This window comes from Sphingobium lignivorans, from assembly GCF_014203955.1.
GTDB classification, from domain to species: domain Bacteria; phylum Pseudomonadota; class Alphaproteobacteria; order Sphingomonadales; family Sphingomonadaceae; genus Sphingobium; species Sphingobium lignivorans.
This window is the reverse complement of record NZ_JACHKA010000001.1, coordinates 2,785,084-2,798,090: the sequence shown is the minus strand read 5'-3', so window position 1 is coordinate 2,798,090 and position 13,007 is coordinate 2,785,084. Positions and strand designations below refer to the sequence as shown.

Annotated in this window: 12 protein-coding genes and 6 pseudogenes; 12 read left to right on the top strand and 6 right to left on the bottom strand. The window is 57.8% G+C overall.

Going from position 1 to position 13,007, the window contains the following annotated elements:
- Nucleotides 1-591 precede the first annotated feature (591 nt).
- Nucleotides 592-888, bottom strand: a pseudogene (locus tag HNP60_RS20330) (IS110 family transposase); the annotation flags it as partial.
- Here HNP60_RS20330 and HNP60_RS12985 point away from each other — a divergent pair.
- Nucleotides 842-1,384: a hypothetical protein gene (locus HNP60_RS12985; protein ID WP_184154433.1), complete on the top strand. Its 543-nt coding sequence runs from the start codon at nucleotides 842-844 to the stop codon at nucleotides 1,382-1,384. The pseudogene HNP60_RS20330 and the gene HNP60_RS12985 sit on opposite strands and share 47 nt — an antisense overlap.
- A 261-nt stretch (nucleotides 1,385-1,645) precedes the next feature.
- Here HNP60_RS12985 and HNP60_RS12980 read toward each other — a convergent pair whose 3' ends face one another.
- Nucleotides 1,646-1,990, bottom strand: coding sequence for a hypothetical protein (locus HNP60_RS12980; RefSeq protein WP_184154430.1), 345 nt, complete (start codon nucleotides 1,988-1,990; stop codon nucleotides 1,646-1,648).
- 189 nt (nucleotides 1,991-2,179) lie between these two features.
- Here HNP60_RS12980 and HNP60_RS12975 point away from each other — a divergent pair.
- The 3 genes and pseudogenes from HNP60_RS12975 to HNP60_RS12965 all read left to right on the top strand — a co-directional run.
- A pseudogene (locus tag HNP60_RS12975) lies at nucleotides 2,180-2,404 on the top strand (IS481 family transposase); the annotation flags it as partial.
- A 150-nt stretch (nucleotides 2,405-2,554) separates the two neighbouring features.
- The gene (locus HNP60_RS12970) at nucleotides 2,555-3,202 is read left to right on the top strand and encodes a hypothetical protein (protein ID WP_184154427.1); all 648 of its coding nucleotides are present in this window, start codon (nucleotides 2,555-2,557) and stop codon (nucleotides 3,200-3,202) included.
- On the top strand, nucleotides 3,196-4,080 hold the full coding sequence (locus HNP60_RS12965; protein WP_184154424.1) for a hypothetical protein: 885 nt from the start codon (nucleotides 3,196-3,198) through the stop codon (nucleotides 4,078-4,080). The genes HNP60_RS12970 and HNP60_RS12965 overlap by 7 nt, the downstream gene beginning before the upstream one ends.
- A gap of 202 nt (nucleotides 4,081-4,282) precedes the next feature.
- Here HNP60_RS12965 and HNP60_RS20325 read toward each other — a convergent pair.
- The 3 pseudogenes from HNP60_RS20325 to HNP60_RS12955 form a co-directional block, all read right to left on the bottom strand.
- A pseudogene (locus tag HNP60_RS20325) lies at nucleotides 4,283-4,478 on the bottom strand (IS481 family transposase); the annotation flags it as partial.
- 66 nt (nucleotides 4,479-4,544) lie between these two features.
- A pseudogene (locus HNP60_RS20320) lies at nucleotides 4,545-4,756 on the bottom strand (IS481 family transposase); the annotation flags it as partial.
- Between the two features lie 24 nt (nucleotides 4,757-4,780).
- Nucleotides 4,781-4,990, bottom strand: a pseudogene (locus HNP60_RS12955) (transposase); the annotation flags it as partial.
- 203 nt (nucleotides 4,991-5,193) lie between these two features.
- Here HNP60_RS12955 and HNP60_RS12950 point away from each other — a divergent pair.
- The 4 genes from HNP60_RS12950 (at nucleotide 5,194) to HNP60_RS12935 (ending at nucleotide 10,460) form a co-directional block, all read left to right on the top strand.
- Nucleotides 5,194-5,733 (top strand): Ig-like domain-containing protein, encoded by a 540-nt coding sequence (locus HNP60_RS12950; protein WP_184154421.1) that lies wholly within the window; start codon nucleotides 5,194-5,196, stop codon nucleotides 5,731-5,733.
- A gap of 143 nt (nucleotides 5,734-5,876) precedes the next feature.
- Complete coding sequence (locus tag HNP60_RS12945; RefSeq protein WP_184154419.1) at nucleotides 5,877-8,939, top strand: RHS repeat domain-containing protein; 3,063 nt, start codon at nucleotides 5,877-5,879, stop codon at nucleotides 8,937-8,939.
- Nucleotides 8,905-10,062 (top strand): RHS repeat-associated core domain-containing protein, encoded by a 1,158-nt coding sequence (locus tag HNP60_RS12940; protein ID WP_476712842.1) that lies wholly within the window; start codon nucleotides 8,905-8,907, stop codon nucleotides 10,060-10,062. Before HNP60_RS12945 ends, HNP60_RS12940 begins: the two co-directional genes overlap by 35 nt.
- Nucleotides 10,059-10,460 carry a hypothetical protein gene (locus HNP60_RS12935; protein WP_184154413.1) on the top strand — a complete coding sequence of 134 codons (402 nt, stop codon included), beginning with the start codon at nucleotides 10,059-10,061 and terminating at the stop codon, nucleotides 10,458-10,460. The genes HNP60_RS12940 and HNP60_RS12935 overlap by 4 nt, the downstream gene beginning before the upstream one ends.
- A gap of 102 nt (nucleotides 10,461-10,562) precedes the next feature.
- Here the strand turns inward: HNP60_RS12935 and HNP60_RS12930 are convergent.
- A pseudogene (locus HNP60_RS12930) lies at nucleotides 10,563-11,380 on the bottom strand (IS701 family transposase); the annotation flags it as partial.
- Nucleotides 11,381-11,458: 78 nt separating this feature from the next.
- Here HNP60_RS12930 and tnpA point away from each other — a divergent pair.
- The 4 genes from tnpA (at nucleotide 11,459) to HNP60_RS12910 (ending at nucleotide 13,007) form a co-directional block, all read left to right on the top strand.
- On the top strand, nucleotides 11,459-11,878 hold the full coding sequence (tnpA, locus tag HNP60_RS12925) for an IS66-like element accessory protein TnpA (protein WP_184154410.1): 420 nt from the start codon (nucleotides 11,459-11,461) through the stop codon (nucleotides 11,876-11,878).
- A complete protein-coding gene (gene tnpB, locus HNP60_RS12920; protein WP_184154407.1) occupies nucleotides 11,875-12,240 on the top strand; it encodes an IS66 family insertion sequence element accessory protein TnpB in 366 nt (121 codons plus the stop codon). Before tnpA ends, tnpB begins: the two co-directional genes overlap by 4 nt.
- Before the next feature lie 54 nt (nucleotides 12,241-12,294).
- Nucleotides 12,295-12,435 (top strand): hypothetical protein, encoded by a 141-nt coding sequence (locus tag HNP60_RS12915; protein WP_184154404.1) that lies wholly within the window; start codon nucleotides 12,295-12,297, stop codon nucleotides 12,433-12,435.
- Nucleotides 12,436-12,680: 245 nt separating this feature from the next.
- Nucleotides 12,681-13,007, top strand: coding sequence for a TrbC/VirB2 family protein (locus tag HNP60_RS12910; protein WP_184154401.1), 327 nt, complete (start codon nucleotides 12,681-12,683; stop codon nucleotides 13,005-13,007).

The window sequence follows — 13,007 nt, the reverse complement described above, 5'->3', positions numbered from 1 at the left end:
ATTCATCCCAGCAAGCCGGGTCGATCCGGGGCCATCAAAGGCACCCCAAATGTGGGGGTGCTGTTGGTGGTCCTGGCCGGACGTCACCGGAAATTTAGCCGGCGATCATCAGTCGATTTATGGTGTGAAACCAGTCGCTTGCTGGACGCACTTAGCGCCAGAAAATGGTGCCCAGAAGATAAAGTTGGGGTCATGGTCAAGTGACTGATCTATCAACCAAAATATCGACTTTTGATTGCCGAAGCCAACTATAACATAATCTGGATTCGTGGAAAAGGCTGGGTGTAACTGGATGCTCAGTTCGAGTCCGGGGTGCGGCCGTTCCACAAGTCAGATGAACGGTCCGAAGGAGCGCGGTGATGTTCTTGCGGACCATCCGCATGACCGCCGTGGCGCCGACGACGAGTGAGCGTCGCAGAGAGCTATCTCCCTGTTTACTGATCCAGCGCAAGCGCTCCTCCGCCCGAGCTGTGCGGTTGAGGGTAAGATCGAGCTATGCCGCGAACTGGCGGCCGGATCAGAGCATCGATGCATCCGGCACCGCAGCAGCAATCGCCGAAACTGTGACAGTCCGAAACCGGGGATGGTTGCGAGACCGGTATGCTGCGAGACCAGCAGATCGCGTGTTGCGAAGCATCAGCACCGCCTGCTGCTCAGGCGTCTTCACGGCTACGAAGCCCAGGGTCGGTCGGTCACTGCCTCACAGACCGCTTTGGCCTCGGTGGCATCGGTCTTTCCGCGCTTCATGTAGGATTTCACATAAGCTGGCGGCATCAATCTCACCTCATGGCCCAGCTTCATCAGCTCCCGGGGCCAGTACTGCGCCGACGCCCACGCTTCCATGCCGACGAGGCAGGGCGGCAATTCGCCAAAGAACTTCAAGGCCTCCGCGCAGCAACTGGGGGCACTCGATAATCTTACGGCCATTATCGCACAGCTAAGCTACGCTTGTGCAGAATTCATCCATTCCATCAATTCGTATGTTGCCAACGCTATTTTCGGTATGTCAAATAACGAAATCATGATTGACATGCCCTTGGAGGTGAAGATGATTCGGTTGGCGTCGTTTGTTATGGTAATTATGGGGCTTTGTACTGCGACATCAGGTGTAGCCAGCACTTCCGCTCAGGGTTACGTTCTCGCGATCACGCAAATCCGTCAAGGACCTTTCATTTTTAGCCAGAACGGCACCAGAACTGCTCAGCCCAGTTGCTCAACGCTGAATCGTTGGGCGGTAGATACATCGACAGACGCGGGAAAAGCTATGGTAGCAATTATTCTATCAGCGTATTCGATGCGAAAGAAAGTGGTTATTCAGGGAACAGGGGACTGCTCGACCTGGTTTGACTCGGAGGCGGTAGATTATCTTTATATTATAGATTAATGAATGCTGATATGTCAGCCTCTAAGAATGGCACTTACTGCCAAATAAATTGGCGCTAAATTATTCAATGTCGACTACGAAAAAATCGTCCGACAATTTCCAAGTAGATCTAATCGAGGTGTTATCCAGAATTCATTAGCTCGGGATAAGAATATAAGCCTATACAGTATTCGCTCATAGTGGTGAGCGAGGCCTGTCATCACTATGCTTATTCTAGATGACGTGAGTGGTCGTAGATCACAATATCTTGTTCCTGAGTTATCATTCGCTTTCTGTGTAAAAGAAATCGACCGTCTCAGTGTCGCCCCAGACGCTGCAATTTCCTGTCCCGACGATAATAACGCGTTTTCGCTGAGCCCACGCGGTCAGCAGGATCGACATCCTAACCTGACCGGCTGCGGTGGAGCCATCGATTGCCCACCTGTTAGCTCCAGTGGTGGCACATGCCGGCATTGCGCTCCGAGTGCCCGTCGAAAAGAAAATGACCTGGCCGCCTGCCATTCCGTGAAAAACGGATAGAAATCCTGGATCGGCGGTTGACGCCTGCGCGGGCACAGCGCCTGTTGCCAACGCTCCTGAGGCGAGCATCGCGAGAGATTTTTTCATGACAATTCCTCCAGATGACGTCGCCCGTCCACAATCAGGTCGGGGGATCCACGTTTAATGGTGGCCAATATCCTCTCTCCTTCTGGTTCGAGCCCACCGAAGCACCTCAAAGGTGGATAAACTCAACCGTGCAGCCGGCGTCAACGATAAACACTCGCATGGATGCGTCGTCGCCTTTGCTGTGATAGGCGAATGGTCCGAACCAGCAAGGAAGCGACCGTCAAATTCTTACACTGTGCCTCGACCGAGGAACTGCGGCGACATGTCGGTGACTGGCTGCGCCTACAACTTCGCTAGGCAGCTCAAAGCTCTCAGGTTCAGGACGTCTTACGAGGCCATAGAGGAACTCCGAAATCAAAGCCAGAGGCATTTATCGTTCAGCCAACCCATCACATGCTGGGACTAAACACCTAGATAGTTCTCTCTGCGCTCTGGAAGGCGAGTTGCCGCAATATTGCGATCGAAACATTATCGCGATGCGAGGCTGACGAATAGCCATTGCAATGTAGGATTTTAGATGTTCTCCAAATGTTCCATCGAACGCAATTTGGAGATATTATGGCAATGGTAAATGTCACGACCCGTGCGGCCCTTGCAGCGATAGCAAATCCTGCAGGACAAGTCGCATTCCTGATGGAGGATGGCCGGGAGGGCATCTTCGAGTTTCAGGCTGGAAATTTCAGTGCGCAGGTCGCCGCCGATACTTTGCAGGGCATCTATGTCGCGTCGACCTCGGTTGCGCCAGGCACTGGAAGCTGGGTCCGAAAATGGGACGGAGGGGGCGCCAGGCCCGAATGGTTCGGAGCACAGCTCGGGAACAGCGCTTACGACAGTACACCGGCGATCAACAGCGCGCTTTTGATCCACGGCTGGGTTCAACTCAGCAAGGGCGTCTATTTCTGCGCGCGTGGAATATCGATGCCCGATTACAGCGTCATCGAAGGGGCAGGACCAAATCACAGTTCGATCAGCATCAGCCATCCGACCGATCATCTGATCAATTGTTCAGGCGTCGCCAACAGCCGGTATCTCGAATGCCCGCGAGGATCGAATTTTGCGATTTCCCGCTCGGTCAATCCGGCAACGCCCGCCAACCCGAACAACGACAATGCACAGGGCCATGGCATTCACTGCTTCATGGTTTCCAATCCGATCTTCGAGAATGTGTATACCTACAATAACTGGCCGAAGTCTACATCAGCAACGTGTTGACGGGACGCTTTGAGCATATTCGCGGCGTTCGCACCCTCGGCGGCGCGGGCGACCGGTGGTATGGCGCCTGGATTGACGGGCTGACGCCAGGCGGGACTTTTGGCGGCCCTTCGCCCAACCCCTCTCTGACCGTCAGCTACATCAACATGGTATGTGGTTTCGCGCCAAGTAGCGGCTATGGTATCTATGGCAATGGCTCGCTGGCTGATCTGTGGCTCGTTCAGCCTGAAACCGCCAGCGGGAACAAAAGCATCTTTTTCGACCTCACGAACGGTGGCGGCAGTGCGGGGGCGGACGTCAAGGTCATCAATCCGGTCTGCGATGGCTATCGCAACAATGGCATCCACATTCTCAATGCCCCTTTGGGTTCAACGCTGAATATCGAGAGCCCCTATGTGGCGGGAGCCAGTGGCGCGACGGGCGACGCGCTGCGGCTTGAAGCTTCGCATGGCGTTGCCATTACCAACGTCCAGGCCATCGGCGGACTGAGTCCGGGCGTCTATGGCGCCTATATCGCTGACGGCACCGAGTGCACGATCAGTGGCCGATTTGTCGATTATAACACCGCGTTTTACGCGATCAGCGCAGTTTCGTGTGATTTCGATATCAAGGCGGTCAACACCAGTGGCGCGAGTTCGCAACAGGCAATGCTCCTGATCGGCGGGCGCCGGAGCAAGGCTTCGCTGGCGACTATGCGCCTAAGTGGTGCCTGGACATATGGCATCGCGCTCGATGCCAGTGCGAGCCAATATATGCTGGATGTCACGCGCGTACAGGGAGCCACCAATCGGATTGCGCGGGCGACGGTCCCGATCGGAGCACAGGGCAATATCCACAGTCATATGATCATCAATCCCGGCTCGCCGATCACCACGTAAATGCAGGGATGTGCAGGGCGTCATTCGACTGAAATGGCGCCCCTGCACACTCCCCGGGGTAATGACGAAGTCCAGTCCCGTGAAGCGAGTACGCCGATGGCGATCCGCATCGTCACCCTTATCGCCATCGGCGTACTCGCTTCACGGGGGCTTGGTCCCGGTATCTGGTGGATCGTGGTGACGATGAATCGATCTGGGTCTGAGTCCAGATTCTGGCAATGTATTCGTAGGGCGTAAGGCCGCCGAACCTCTTGAGGTGGCGTGCGAAGTTGCTAAGCGTTCAGGAAGGCGGCGAGATGCGTACGTAACAGATCGTGGCTGCGTATATGGAAGCGTTTGACGGTGGTTTCCTTGATTGTGCGGTTCATCCGTTCGACCTGGCCGTTGGTCCAGGGATTGACGGTCCCGCGGTTTCTCATCCGGGCGTGATGCGAGCTTCCGGTCTGCACCTCGGTGATGAGCATGTGGAAAAAGCCGATGGGATATCGCTTGGACCGCTGCAGTTTGGGCTTATCGCCCTCGACATCCGGCACGCGTTCTCTGCCGTGACGCTGCAGGCAGCGATGCAGTGCCGAGCGCGTCAAATGCGGGATCGTCGGTTTCCGGGCATAGACGCAATCGTCGAGAGGCGCAGGAGCGTGTGCCGCCGGAATGCGACAACCATCGCCTCCTCAGCTTCGGTCACGGGGTGAATGAGGGGCCTCTTGAGTCCGCGATCAGCAAACAGGTGTTTGAGCCAAGGCCATCGCTTGCGAACGGCCACGACGATCGCCTGAGCGCCGGCGCTGTCGGAGATGTCGGCAGTGGTTAGATTGACCATGAGCAATCGGCCATCGGTGTCGACGGCAATGTTCCGTATAAGACCGACAACCTTCTTGCCCGCGTCAAAACCCCGCTTTTCCGCCGCTGGTTGGCTGTAGTGCGCGATCAGCGAATGGATGCCGTGCAGGAAGCCGCAATCGCTCGCGCGTTCTGGCTCGCCGGCAGATAACAAGAGGTCTGTACGCCCTGGCATTAAAAAAACATGGTTGCGTCAATGTTCTTCTTAAAATGACTTGCGTGTCTCAAAAGATGTTTGGTATCGGCCAGTAATCATTGGGGCCGGGGGGCAGGATGAAATTGCGTCACATGGTGGCGACGCTGTTTGCGTCGTCGTTTCTCTGTGTATCTTCCGGATTTTCCGCCGAAACGCAAACTTTCAGCTATGATGCATTGGGTCGTCTGGCGTCTGCCCAGTCATCGGGAACGGTGAACAATGGTCAGGTGCGTTCGACCTGCTTCGATGCGGCCGGCAACCGTACCGTCTACAAATCGGATTCCGGGGGCGCCCTGGCGAATTGCAGTGCCGGGCCGGTCAATCAGCCTCCCGTTGCAAATCCTGATTCGACGACGATCGCGCGCTGCGCCATCGTCAGTCTCAATGTCACCGCGAATGATACCGATCCGGAAGGCCATCTGCCTCTGGCGGTCCAGAGCGTTGCTGGCGGCAGCGGGCTGTCGCTCAGCATCATCAGCGCAAGCACGATCATGGTGGAGAGCCTGGGCAGTTCCGGGGTGAAGACCTTCACTTATGTCATAGCTGACAGTCTGGGCGCGACCGCCACCGGAAACGTCACCATTACCGTCAGTAACGTCAACTACTGCGGGGTTTAGCGATGAGAAGCCGGGACTGTGGTTCAAGGGGCGGGCAAACCATCGGCGCATCACGATTTTTCGATATTTCAGCATCACGTCTTCCGGGGGTAAGCAATATGATGACAGTTCGGGCGGCTGCTTCCTGGATAGGCCGGGGTCTCATGGCTGCGATCGCCTCGCTTGGATCTGGTGCCGCAGTCCATGCGCAGCCGGCTCCGCCCGAACTGATCTCGCCCCTTCAGGTTGACCTGGATCCCAATGGCCTCAATCTGGCCAGCGGCAAGACAAGCGTGCAACTCCCCGTGCTCTCCATTCCGGCTGCGCCGCGTCTCAGGTTTCAGCGCGTCCAGGACTGGGCGCCTTATGTGACCGGCCGGCGCACGGAAACAGCCGAGACCGCGTCCTGGTCTGTTCACAAGGGGGCAGGGGGTGCGGAGTTCTTCAAATGCGTGGATGGTGCCTGCCTGCCGATCAAAGGTACAGGTTCAGTCATTGAGTCAAACGGCCGCCAGTTTTATGAGGGGGGGGTGGGAGCTCTCTATGAATTTAACCTCACCCATATTGATGCCAATCTCTCGAATACGCTTCGGCAATATTATGCATCGTCGATCAGCTATGCTGATGGGGAATCAATTACAATCAGTTATGATTCTTATTATTATTCTGCAGGCGCTCTGAGCCGTACCTATTACAGGCCGGCTGTCGTTACGAGCAATACCGGCTATCAGATTCGCATTACCTATCAGACCAACACGGGAGGCGCCACGGGCTGGCTTGCGCCGGCCCAGGTCGGAATTTACGCGAACAGTGCGCCGACTGTCGCGCTTGCACAGTTCACCTATTCCGGCGGGACCATCACAGACCTGCTCGGTCGTGTTTATCAGTGCAGCTTCTGCCAGAACAGTGTTGGCGCTACCATTGAAGTCTTCAATCCGAGCTCCCTGACCTTGCCAGGAGAGTCGACGGCGCATGTTCAGTCCGGCAAACATGCCAGTTATGACGTGGTCTCGACGATTACGAAAGACGGAGGCACATGGTCCTATGCCTATGCCAATATTGCCGTCAATACCACGCTGGGTGGTTATCAGTACGACAAGGTGAACGTCACCGGCCCGGACAGCTACGCCCGGGAATATACCATCGGCGTTATCTCCAACCAGAAATTCGTCTCGTCATTCAAGGACGAACTGGGGCGCCAGACATTCCTGGCCTACGATGTTCTGCTTCGGCTGACGGGGGTCACTTATCCTGAAGGGAACGGGGTTACGGTAACCTATGACAATCAGGGAAATCTGACCGAGAAGCGCACCAAGGCGAAACCCGGCTCGGGCCTCCCGGATCTGGTGGAGACGGCCGGGTACAACACGACCGGCTGCGTTTATGCCTATAATGTTCTGTGCTATCGCCCGTTGTGGAGCCGGGATGCGCTTGGCCGGCAGACCGATTATGTGCACAACAGCAACGGGCTTGTGACCGAGCGGATCGATCCGGCCGATGCATCGGGCGTGCGCCGCAAGACCTGCATCGCCTATACGAGTGCCGGCATAGGCGCTGGCCCGCTCCGCCCCGTTGCCGAGTGGGTAGTGCCCGGCACGTCTGCCTGCGACACGGCCTCGAACCAGAGTATCCGGACGGAGACCGATTACTGGGGCAATACATCTCTGCCGAGCGTGCAGCGGCGCTATGACGGCGCGACGGTGCTGACCACGACCTACAGCTACGACAGTGCAGGGCGGCTGCTGTCCGTGGACGGTCCCCTGGCCGGCAGCGACGATACGGTTCACTATCGTTATGATGCGGTGGGCCGGAAGACCTGGGAGATTGGGCCGGTGTCGGCGAGCGGCGGCCAGCGCCTTGCGACGCGGTTCACCTATCGTGCTTCGGACGACAAGGTGACGCTGGTCGAGACAGGCACGGTCCCCGATGCTTCGAGCACCGCGTTCACTGTGCAGAAGCATGTGACCACCGCCTATGATGTCCGTCGCAATCCGGTTCGCGAGACCCTCTGGTCTGGCACCACGACCTACAGCGTGAATGACAAGTCCTGGGACAATCGCAACCGTCTCGTCTGTTCGACGGTGCGAATGAACCCTGCGGCGTTCGGTTCGTTGCCGGGCAGCGCCTGCACGCTGGGCCCGGAAGGGACCAACGGGCCCGACCGGATCACGCGGAGAATCTATTTTACTTCCGGTGAGGTCCGGCAGATCCGCAAGGCAGTCGGTACGCCGCTGGAGCAGGCTTATGCGACCTATAGCTACACGAACAATGGCCGGGTCGAGAACAGTATCGATGCCAGCGGGAACCGCAGCAAATACATGTATGACGGCTATGACCGGGTGTCCCGTCTCGACTTTCCAAACCCGGCCGGTGCTCCCGCATTCAATCCCTCGGACGGAGCCACGGCGAGCATGCCAACCTGGACCGACTATGAACTTTATGGCTATGATGCCAATGGCAACCGCACGAGCCTTCGCAAGCGGGACGGTAGCACGATCACATTCGCTTATGACGCGCTGAACCGCGTGATCCAGAAGCGGGTGCCCAATCCGGCCGGTGGCCCCAATGCGGGCAGCTCGGCGAACTGCTACAGCCTTGCCAGCGACACCAATGATGTCTGCTACGGATACGATCTGCGCGGTCGTCAGACGGAGGTGCGGTTCGGCTCGCTGGGCGGCTGGGGCACAGCCTATGGCTATGACGGGTTCGATCGCCTCACGAGCAGAACGACGGACATGGGCGGGGTGAGCCGGACGCTCTCCTATCAATATGATGCCGGGAGCCGCCGGACGCGGCTGACCTTTCCCGATGGCCAGTACGTCGCTTATGGCTACGATGCGATGGGCCGGATGACGACGATCCATGAGAATGGCAGCACGCAGATCGCGGCGCTGAGCTACAATGCTCAGGGTGCGCGTGCCGGGCTGACGGGCGGCATCGCGACGGCCTATGGCTATGACGCGATCGGGCGGCCGGCCTCGCTCTCGCACGATCTTGCGGGGACGGACCGCGACGTGACCTTCAGCTTCACGAGCTACAACGGGGCAGGCCAGTTGGCGGCGCAGAGCCGCAGCAATGATGCCTATGCCTGGACCGGGGCGATGAACGTCACGCGCAACTACACGAGCAACGGTCTGAACCAGTACAGCGCGGGCCGGCCCGGCGAGCTTCAGCTACGATGCCAATGGCAATCTGACCGGGGACGGAAGCTCGACCTACGCCTATGACCGGGAGAACCGCCTGCTGGGCGCGGCGGGCGGCACGAGCGCGGCGCTGGCCTATGACCCGCTGGGCCGCCTGTTCCAGAGCAGCGGGGGCAGTGCCGGGACGACGCAGTACCTCTATGATGACGACGCGCTGGTGGCGGAGTATAATGGCTCCGGCACGCTGCTGCGGCGCTATGTGCATGGAGATGGCGTGGACGAGCCGCTGTTCTGGTATGAAGGCGCGACCCTGGCGACGCGGCGACTGCTGCGCGCCAATCATCAGGGCTCGATCGTGGCGATCGCCAACAGCGCGGGCACGGCCATCGCGGTCAACAGCTATGACGAATATGGCATTCCTGCCTCGGGCAACCAGGGCCGGTTCGCCTATACAGGGCAGATCTTCCTGCCCGAGCTTGGCATGTACTACTACAAGGCCCGCATCTACTCCCCCACGCTCGGCCGGTTCCTGCAGACTGATCCGGTCGGATATGACGATCAGATGAACCTCTATGCCTATGTCGGCAACGATCCGGTGAATAAGGCCGATCCGAGCGGTGCCTTGGCTATCAACTGTTCGTTCAATGGCGACACCAACAAGGGAAAATGTAGTTCGGTAGATGATGGTGATAGCAAGCATGTCAATGTTAATCTTACGTACTCCAAGACTGTCGATGGTGTTGTTCAAACAAGTTCATCTCATATGTCCTATAGCGCTAGTAGTATTGCCTATAGTCAGGCTTTTGGGGCGGGAATTTTTGGTGTAATTAAGGCGCAAGCGAACGGCGCTTTTGGAATTGCCGTCAGATTTACATCGGAAACACAAATTACATTTAGTGCTCCTACCCTTGGGCAGATGATTTCCGGTGCCGCAAATTCAACGATGGCAGCAATTGGCTTCGGTGCAAGGTCCGGCCCCACCTACGGCACTGAAGGCGAAGCGCGATCGGCAGCGGAAAAACATGGCTGGAAGGAGACAAGCCAGATGTCACCCGGTGGTCGTGGAAAGTTCTATAGAGACAACAATGGCAATCTCTGGACCCGTGATCGTGACGGCCACAATGGGGGGGCGTGGAAACTGTATGATAGGACTGGTACTCAGCGTTTGGGTACTTTTGACGAAAACTTGAATAAGGTCGGAAAATGAAACTTATCCAATACCGGTTTAATTTGAATGCGCTTTCTAACGCTTCTTTAATTGGGCATGCAGTTCAAGCGTTCTTTGAACGCGAGCGGGACTTGGCCCTCAGGGCAGTCTACGTTGACAAGGGAGAGCCCGACAAGCTAGCTGTAAAAGCAATAGATATTGAACAGGTCGGAGGTATTATAGAGAGATCATTTATACAATCTTGTGCCGATGTAGTTTGTTACTCTGAATATGCCTCTATTAGATCGAACACTTCCTGTAGATTCGTGATTATTGAGGATGATGGACTGTTGCGTGTCTGTCATGCTCAAGATGATGCGATGATAGACTTCGCGGATATGCCGCACACGTCGGAAGACATCTCCGAGATGCTTGTAAAAAGTGATCTATTTGATTGAGTGCCGATATCATCTATAAAAGATCGTGTTGATTTCCTCCTCAACGCTATCTGTTCAGCACTCGCATCTTTTGGACCGGTTTGACGATGAAGTGTTCTGGCACTACTTTGGCAGAAGTTTGCTGGGTTGTCTGATGAGGCTGCATCCGCAGTGAGGGCAAGGCTCTAGCGGTGAGCGCGACAGGCGATCAAGGATGGCTTGGCGCACTGCCGGTAATGGGTTGGGGAGGCGGACCAAGGACTCTTTTTTTCGGCCCGCCTGAGCGAGCCTTTGGGACTGCAGGAAGGCGTAGGCCATCATCGACATCAAGGCATGGCGGTGAAGTCCGGTGCAGGATCGTCCTTCGAAGTGATCCAACCCCAGTTCCTCCTTGAGCTGCTGATGCGCTTGTTCGCAGATCCAGCGCGCCTTGATCGCGCCAGCGAGAGCCTTGATTGGGGTGTCGCCGGGCAGATTGGAGAGATAGTATTTTCGCTCGCCATTTAAGCGATGCTCACCCACCAGCCAGGCCTCCTCGCCCAGCATGTGCTGAGCCCCGGCAGAGCCGATCCGTTAAGGCGCACCATCGGCAATGCGCACGCGCATGGCCGCCAAGCGGACCGTCAGCCGTCCCTTGGTTCCCTTGCGCCAACTGACCTGCCGCCACTTCGCGCTTTCGAGCATCGCGTGTTCGGCCATGGATTTGACGTCCGGCACATGCCGCACCCGTGGGCGACCGCCGCCTGCGACCGGGAAGATCAGCTGCACGTCGGCCGGATAGACTTTCTGGTGCCTGGGGATGCCGACAGCCCAGCAAGGCCACGTGTACTCAGCGCCTGCCGGAACGGAGCCGACAGCCCATAACCGGCATCGGCCGGCACACAGCCGAAGCGCACGCCGGCGGCAACGACGCGATCAATCTCCTCGACCGCGATCTCGGGCGTAAGCGGTAAAAATCCCCCACATTTTCAAGTGTTCTGAGGTTGGTAGTTTCGCTGTGTTGGACGGCGAGGTGGCCAATGAGTGATGAAACTGATTTCGAAACTTGTTTCGAAACGAACACACCGGGCCGGGTGGAGCGGCTCGACGTGATCGAGAGCCCGCGGGGCAAGCGGCACTGGACGCCGGAGGCGCGGGCGCGAATCATCGCGGAAAGCCTGGAGCCGGGGACGAACGTGTCGGCGGTGGCGCGTAAGCACGGGCTTTATCCGCAGCAGTTGTACACCTGGCGGCGTGGATTGCGGGAGCGCGCTGAAGCCATGAGCTTCGTGCCAGCGATGGTCGAGCGCGGCAACGGCAGCGAGTTGTCCGGCACGGCAGTGCCGCCGGTTGGCGGTCAGATCGTCATCGAGATGGGCAACCTGTCGATCCGTATCCCGTTCGATGTGAGTGCCGATCATATCGAGCGGGTGCTGCTCGCAGTGCAGGTAAACGCATGATCATCCCGCCCGGGCCGTTGAAGGTGCTGGTTGCGACGCAGCCCGTGGACTTCAGGAAGGGCATTGTAGGACTCGCCTCCTTGGTGCAACGCGAACTTCGGCTCGACCCGTTCTCGGACATGCTGTTCATCTTCCGGGCCCGTAGAGCGGACCGAATAAAACTCCTGGTCTGGGACGGCACCGGGCTGGTGCTTGTGACGAAGCGCTTGCACGACGAGAAGTTCCGCTGGCCACGGCCGGGAGACGGGGTGATGAAGCTGTCGGCGGCGCAAGCTTCGGCGCTGGTCGAGGGGCTCGACTGGTCGCGGGTGCATGTGCCGCGCTCCCAAACCCGCTCCACGCGCAGTAGGCCGCGCGCCTGAATCCGCCTGGCGCAAAGCCGTTCCCGGCAGGGCAAAAGCGGCTAGGATGCGGGCGTGGTGGGCATCAGCGAAATCCCTGCGGCGACCGGTCCGGAGGCCGGATACGACGAGCTTCCCAACGACGTCGAGCAGCTCAAGAGGATGCTGCTAGCCGAGCGCGCCCGCGCAGCGCGGCTCGAGCATAGCTGCGTATGAGGACGGCCAATGGATGGTCGACTGTCTTCAGCGCACACTATATTCGTCTTTGAGTCGGAGCAGCGCCTCTGGAGGAGACGTCGATCTCTCGGGAGCAGTCGTCGACCTGAAGTGGGGCATGCCGGCGAACGTCCGGTTCGCAACACTTGAAATAACGGGCTTCCTGATCGCAAAAAAACTGACAATCGCATTGCTATGAGTGTCGGCCCAATGCTAGAAAATGGCGTGTCGCGATTGGGGGGTGAATGATTAGATTCCGTTGCCGGATTTCGGTTGCAGCGCAGGTTGTGCTCGGGGTTTTTATTCCCGATGTAGCACTTGCTCAGGATGCTTTCGCCGATCCGGCAGGTTCCGGTGTTCTCGTTTCGGCCGTGCAATGGCTTCAGGGCACGCTGCTTGGAACCATCGCCACCGTTGTCGCTGTGATCGCTGTGGCGGTTGTGGGGTTCATGATGCTCACCGGCAGGATCAACTGGCGTTATGGCGTCACGGTCATTCTGGGTTGCTTCATTCTGTTTGGTGCCGCCAGCATCGTGGCCGGTATCCAGTCTGCCGCCTCGCTCGGTAACTGA

Bases quoted from the DNA above. Each gene is read 5' to 3' on its own strand.
- HNP60_RS12985 (WP_184154433.1), top strand. From the start codon at position 842: ATGCCGACGAGGCAGGGCGGCAATTCGCCAAAGAACTTCAAGGCCTCC.
- HNP60_RS12980 (WP_184154430.1), bottom strand. From the start codon at position 1,990: ATGAAAAAATCTCTCGCGATGCTCGCCTCAGGAGCGTTGGCAACAGGC.
- HNP60_RS12970 (WP_184154427.1), top strand. From the start codon at position 2,555: ATGGTAAATGTCACGACCCGTGCGGCCCTTGCAGCGATAGCAAATCCT.
- HNP60_RS12950 (WP_184154421.1), top strand. From the start codon at position 5,194: ATGAAATTGCGTCACATGGTGGCGACGCTGTTTGCGTCGTCGTTTCTC.
- HNP60_RS12945 (WP_184154419.1), top strand. From the start codon at position 5,877: ATGGCTGCGATCGCCTCGCTTGGATCTGGTGCCGCAGTCCATGCGCAG.
- HNP60_RS12935 (WP_184154413.1), top strand. From the start codon at position 10,059: ATGAAACTTATCCAATACCGGTTTAATTTGAATGCGCTTTCTAACGCT.
- tnpA (WP_184154410.1), top strand. From the start codon at position 11,459: ATGAGTGATGAAACTGATTTCGAAACTTGTTTCGAAACGAACACACCG.
- tnpB (WP_184154407.1), top strand. From the start codon at position 11,875: ATGATCATCCCGCCCGGGCCGTTGAAGGTGCTGGTTGCGACGCAGCCC.
- HNP60_RS12910 (WP_184154401.1), top strand. From the start codon at position 12,681: ATGATTAGATTCCGTTGCCGGATTTCGGTTGCAGCGCAGGTTGTGCTC.